Origin of the sequence: Catenulispora rubra, assembly GCF_015356825.1 — a bacterium.
GTDB classification, from domain to species: domain Bacteria; phylum Actinomycetota; class Actinomycetes; order Streptomycetales; family Catenulisporaceae; genus Catenulispora; species Catenulispora rubra.
Window position 1 is genome coordinate 1 of sequence record NZ_JAACYW010000464.1, and the last position, 5,723, is coordinate 5,723.

Here is a 5,723-nt window from a genome sequence, read left to right on the forward strand (position 1 = left end):
GGGGCTGGTGGCGGTGCGGCCGGTCGGCGGGCGGGTATCGGGCACCACGCCTCGCCGGCCGGCGCGGAGGCTGCCGCGGGCCAGGACAACGACGATCCTGGATCCCGCGGGGCGACGCGGAAGAGGAAACCGACGGGGAAACCGGCGGGCGGATCAGAGCATGGCCATCACGACCACGCCGACCACGCTCGCCAGAACAACGACGGCGGCGACGATCCCGACCCAGTGCCAGCGGACGGCCGAGGGCGTCGGCGGAGCGGCGCCGGAGTTGGTGACGGGAACCGGGATGAGCCGGACGCGGTCGATGTCGGGCTCGGCCGGAGCCCGGTTCCAGGCCTGACGGCCTTGATGGGCTTGATGGCCGCCGGAACCACCGGCGAGCGGCACAGTACGGTTGTGCCACTCGCCGGGCGCGCCATCGGATGGCGGCCCTTGAGCATGTCGGCCGACGACCGCACCGCCGGAGCCGCCGTCGAGGTGCACGGTCCGGTTGTGCCAATGGCCGGTCGCACCGCCTGATCCGCCTGAGCCGCCTGAACCGCCGGCAAGCGGCACGGTCCGACCTTGCCAGTCACCGGGGCCTTCGGCGGGTGGCGGACCTGGAGCTTGCCGACCGCTGTCCACACCACCGGAACCACCGGAACCACCGGAACCGCCGCCAAGCTGCACAGTCTGCATCTGCCAATCGGCCGGCGCGCCACCGGATGGCGAACCCTGAGCCCGCCCATCGCCGGCCGCGCCACCGGACCCGGCACCAGACCCGCCACCGGACCCGCCACCAAGCGGCACTGTCCGACCTTGCCAACCGCCAGGCGCTTCGCCGGATGGCGAACTTTCGGCCTTTCCACCGCCGGCCGGAATCGTGCGCCGGTCGGCACCGGGCATGCTGCCGAGAACCCGTGTCTCAGTCTCCTTGCTGTCCACGGAGCCGGAGCCAGGACCAAAACCGGAACCAGAACCAGAACCAGAACCAGAACCGGAGCCAGAGCCAGAACCAGAGCCAGAGCCGGAGCCGGAGCCGCCCGGATTTTCTCGCGGCTCCACCATCGCAGGCGGCGCGCCCCTGGCCGGGTCCGGCGACCACAGCCACTCCACTCCCACCGTGTCCGCCGTGTCCGCCTCCGCGACCGGCCCGTGCGGCCCCCACCCGGCCGGCAGCGGACCGATCTGCTCGAACACCTCGACCGGCTCGTCGCTCTCCGGCATCGGTGCGGGCGTCTCCAGCGGCCAGCCGTCCAGGACCTCCGCCAGCCGGTCCAGCGCCGCGGTCGCCGACTCCGGACGCCGCGCCGGTTCCGGGTCGCTCAGCGCCGCGAGCAGCTCCGCCAGGGCCTGCGCGCGCGAGTCGGCCGGCTTCGGGCCGACCATCTCGACCCCCACGAGCCCGGCCGCGTACAAGTCCTGCGCGACGCCCTGGTCGCCGTTCTCCAGCGACTCCGGCGCCAGGTAGTCCCGGGTGCCGACGACCATGAACATCCCGGTGATCCGCGGCCGGTCCGGGGTCAGCACCAGGCCGAAGTCCGCCAGCCTGGCCTGCGGCGCCCCGGTCCCGGTCGGCTCCAGCAGCACGTTCGCCGGCTTCACGTCCCGGTGCACGATGCCCTCGGCGTGCACGTGCTCCAGCGCCACCAGCAGCTGCCGCAGCACCTCGGCGCCGTACCGCGCGGGCAGCAGGCCGAGGTCGCGCAGCAGCACGGCCAGCGACCCGCCGCGCACCAGCGGCATCGCCAGCAGCACCTGCTCGTCGTCGGCGGCCCAGGCGTAGGGCGTCACGACGTGCGGATGCTCCAGCCGCACGCCCTGCTCGAACACCGCCCGCACCAGCGTCGCGGCCTCCGGACGCCGGATCACCTTAGCCGCGCAGTATTCGCCGCGCTTGCGGTCGAAGGCGCGCCACACCTCTCCGGAACCGCCGGAGCCGATGCTGTCGATCAGGACATAGCGTCCCGCGACGACCTCGAACACCTGGTCCCCCTCGCCTCCCGGCACGTACCCGTCCGCTGCTCAGCTTAGGTCAAGACCGCTACCTATCCCGAAAATCACCGTGCTGGCCGCTACTGAAGACGGGGGATAGCACGGTGTTGTCACACCCCGCCCAGGACAAGCATGGATCCGTGACGAAATACACGAGTCCGACACTGGCCGCGGTCCTGACGGGAATGCTGGCGACGTCCGTGGTGGCCGCGACGGCTGTCCCGGCGGCGGCATCGGCGTCGGGACCGGCGACGGGACCGACATCGACGCAGGCCCACAACCAGCTCGACGGGGTCTGGCGCACCGACGGCTACAGCACCATCGTGCGCATCACCGGCGGCACCTACGAGCTCTACGACACCACCGCGATCAGCTGCATCCGCGACACCACCTCCGACGGCGACGGCAGCGTATCGACCTTCACCGCAGGCCCGGGCCCCAACCACGCCCGCTGGCACATCGACGCGAACGTCAACTACCGCGCCCTCACCCGGCTGCCGGCCCTGCCCGCGGCCTGCACGCAGGCCGCCCCGGCGACGCCGATCGAGACCTTCGACGTCTTCTGGCGGACCTTCGCAGAGAACTACCCCTTCTTCGCGCAGCGCGGCATCGACTGGAAGCAGGTCTACGACACCTACCGGCCGCAGGTCACCGCGACCACCACCGACGCGCAGCTCCGCGACGTCTTCGCCGCCATGATCACCCCGCTGCACGACGCGCACGTCGGCCTGGTCGCCGACGGGGTCAGGGTGTTCTCGGCGCGCCCCGGGACCCAGGTGCCCAACAACGAACTCGAAGCGCAGACCGTGGCCCTGATCAAGCACGCCGACCTGGCCGACGCCACCTCGCCGCTCCAGACCTGGTGCCAGGGCCGCGTCGGGTTCGCCACGCTGCCCGGCGGCATCGGCTACCTGCGGATCGCGGGCTTCACCGGCTTCACGACGGACGACACGTTCGCCGCCAACGCCGCCGCGTTCAGCTCCGCCCTCGACGCCGTCTTCACCGCCGACCGCACGACCGGCCCGAACCGTTTGCGCGGCTTGGTCCTCGACGTGCGTATCAACGGCGGGGGCGACGATCCGTTGGGTTTGATGCTGGCTTCGCGGCTGACCGGGAGTCCGTTCTTCGCGTACGCCAAGCAGACGCGCAACGACCCGACCGACCCGGAGCGCTTCACCCGGCCGCAGCCGTTCGTGGTGCGTCCGTCGGCGGCACCGCACTACACCGGGCCGATCTCGATCCTGGCCGGCGGCTCGACGTTCAGCGCCGGGGAGTCGGTCACGCAGGCGTTGCTCAACCGGTCCCCGCGGCCGGTCGTCGTCGGGGAGAACACGCAGGGTGTGTTCTCCGACATCCTGGACCGGCAGCTGCCGAACGGCTGGATGTTCGGGCTGCCCGACGAGGAGTACCTCACGCCGTCGGGGCGTACGTACGACATCGCCGGGATCCCGCCGGACGTCGCGGTGCCGACGCTGACGCCGGAACAGTTCGCCGACGGGACGGACCCGGCGTTCCAGGCCGCGCTGGAGGCGCTTGGTCGGACTGATCGTCGGCGCTGATCGTCACCGACGCCTGGCTAAACAACACGACGCACTCCGCCTTGATCGGCAACAATCCAGGCGTGACCGCATTCAGCATCGACGAGACCGAGCGCAACCGGTCCTCGTCGTCCTCGTCCTCCCCGGAGTCCCGGTCCGCGTCGACCGCGCTCACCGCACGGGCTCTCGGCTCGATCCCGCCGACGGTTCTGGTGTTGCTGGGCATCCTCAGCAGCCAGCTGGGCGCGGCGCTGGCCAAGCACCTGTTCGGCGCGGTCGGCGGCTTCGGGGCGGTGGCGCTGCGGCTGTTCTTCGCCGCGGCGGTGCTGACGGGGTTCTGGCGTCCGAAGCTGCGCATGGACCGCCGCGCCTGGACGGCGGTGCTCGGCTACGGCGTGGTGCTGGGCTCGATGAACCTGTGCTTCTACCAGTCGCTGGCCCGGATCCCGCTGGGCATCGCGGTGACGACCGAGTTCCTGGGGCCGCTGGCGGTGGCGCTGGCCGGGTCGCGGCGCTGGCTGGACGCGTTGTGGGCGGTGCTCGCCGGCGGCGGGGTGCTGCTGCTGACCGAAGGCGGCGGCAAGGTCGACCTGGTCGGCGTGCTGTTCGCGCTCGGCGCCGGCCTGTTCTGGGGCCTGTACATCCTGTTGGGCGCCGCGCTCGGCCGGCACACCAGCGAAGGCGACGGTCTGGCCCTGGGCATGGCCGTCGCGGCCCTTTTGGCGGTGCCGTTCGGCGTGGCCAGCGGCGGCACGGCGCTGCTGCGGCCGTGGGTGCTGGTGGTCGGGCTCGGCGTGGCGCTGCTCTCGTCGGTGCTGCCGTACTCGCTGGACCTGGAGGCGCTGCGCAAGATCCCGCCGAGCGTGTTCGGGATCCTGATGAGCCTGGAGCCGGCGGTGGCGGCACTGATCGGGCTGTTGGTGCTCGGGGAGTCGCTGCGGTGGTCGCAGTGGATCGCGGTGTTGTGCGTGGTGGTGGCTTCGGTGGGGGCCACTCGGGGCGCCCAGTCGGACGCCTGACAGACAACGATGAATCAATGGGCTGCTGCCCGACAAACTCTCAAGGAGTAAGGCAGCGTCAATGCCCGTCCATCCAATAGCGTATGCCTGATCTGGGCGCCGTGGATGCCACACACGGCGCCGAAACCACGCAAAGGGATGGGGATCCATGCAGAAACCGACGTCCACGAACGGACGGAGAATCGCCGCCGCGATGTTCCTCGGCGCGGCGTCCACCGCGATGGTGGCGGGTACGGCTCACGCGGACGGCGTCACCGGCGCCAAGTTCGAGAACACCGGGGCCGGCGGCTCCGTGCCGATGACCGACGACTCTCCGGACCACGCTTCGAACGCGAGGCTGATAGGTCTGGCAGTGCCGGGAAGCAGCAACGAGCTGTGGACCTACTGCATCCAGAAGACGGTCGAACTCAATCAGGACGAGACCTACAACGAGCACGCCTGGAGCGATGCCGGAACCGGCATCTCCACGCAGCACCTCGAGGGGATCAAGTGGATCCTCAACAACTCCTACCCGCAGCTCGACCTGGGTCACCTGGCCAACGCCTCCGGGATCAGCGGCCTGACCGACAAGGAGGCCGCCGAGGGCACACAGGCGGCGATCTGGAACCTCTCCGAGGACGGCAAGACCGCGCTGGACACGACGGCTGAGAAGGACCAGGCGGTCATCGACCTCTACCACTACCTGGTCTCCGCGGCCACGAACACGAACAACCTGAAGGGTGCCCCGCCGCAGGCCTCCCTCAGCTTGACCCCGGTGTCGAAGGCCGCGCCGCAGGCCGGGTCCAAGGTCGCGTTCACGCTGACCAGCAATACCTCGGCCGGGTCCATCTCCGTCGCCCTGAACGACGCGCACAAGACCGGCGCCAAGCTCGTGGACGCCGGCGGCAGGGCCATCTCCGCGCACGCGACGTTCAAGGCCGGCGACACCGTCTACGTCCAGCTGCCGAGCACACCGACCAGCGGCGACGTCTCGCTGACCGCCACGGGGACCGTCAGCGGCATCCAGGCCGGCCGGGTGTTCCTCAGCGCCGACGGTGCGCCGTCGCAGAACCTGATCCTCGCGCAGGCGGAGAACACCCCGGTGTCCGCGAGCGCCGACGTCAAGTGGGTCCCGGCCACCGTGCCGACGACCACTCCCAGCAGCTCGCCGTCGACAGCGCCGAGCTCGCACCCCTCCACGTCCGCCCCGAGT

General features: G+C 71.0%; 4 protein-coding genes. 3 read left to right on the forward strand and 1 reads right to left on the reverse strand.

The window, feature by feature from the left end; all coding sequences use genetic code 11:
* Window positions 1-153: 153 nt before the first annotated feature.
* A complete protein-coding gene (locus GWK61_RS52225; RefSeq protein WP_194921687.1) occupies window positions 154-1,989 on the reverse strand; it encodes a serine/threonine-protein kinase in 1,836 nt (611 codons plus the stop codon).
* 125 nt (window positions 1,990-2,114) lie between these two features.
* Between GWK61_RS52225 and GWK61_RS52230 the strand changes: the two genes are divergently transcribed.
* From GWK61_RS52230 to GWK61_RS52240, 3 genes are all read left to right on the forward strand, one after another.
* Window positions 2,115-3,533: a S41 family peptidase gene (locus tag GWK61_RS52230; protein WP_323748174.1), complete on the forward strand. Its 1,419-nt coding sequence runs from the start codon at window positions 2,115-2,117 to the stop codon at window positions 3,531-3,533.
* Between the two features lie 62 nt (window positions 3,534-3,595).
* Window positions 3,596-4,531 carry an EamA family transporter gene (locus GWK61_RS52235; RefSeq protein ID WP_323748175.1) on the forward strand — a complete coding sequence of 312 codons (936 nt, stop codon included), beginning with the start codon at window positions 3,596-3,598 and terminating at the stop codon, window positions 4,529-4,531.
* Between the two features lie 148 nt (window positions 4,532-4,679).
* Window positions 4,680-5,723, forward strand: a 1,044-nt coding sequence (locus GWK61_RS52240) for a thioester domain-containing protein (protein WP_194921688.1), incomplete at its 3' end; no start/stop codon positions are given.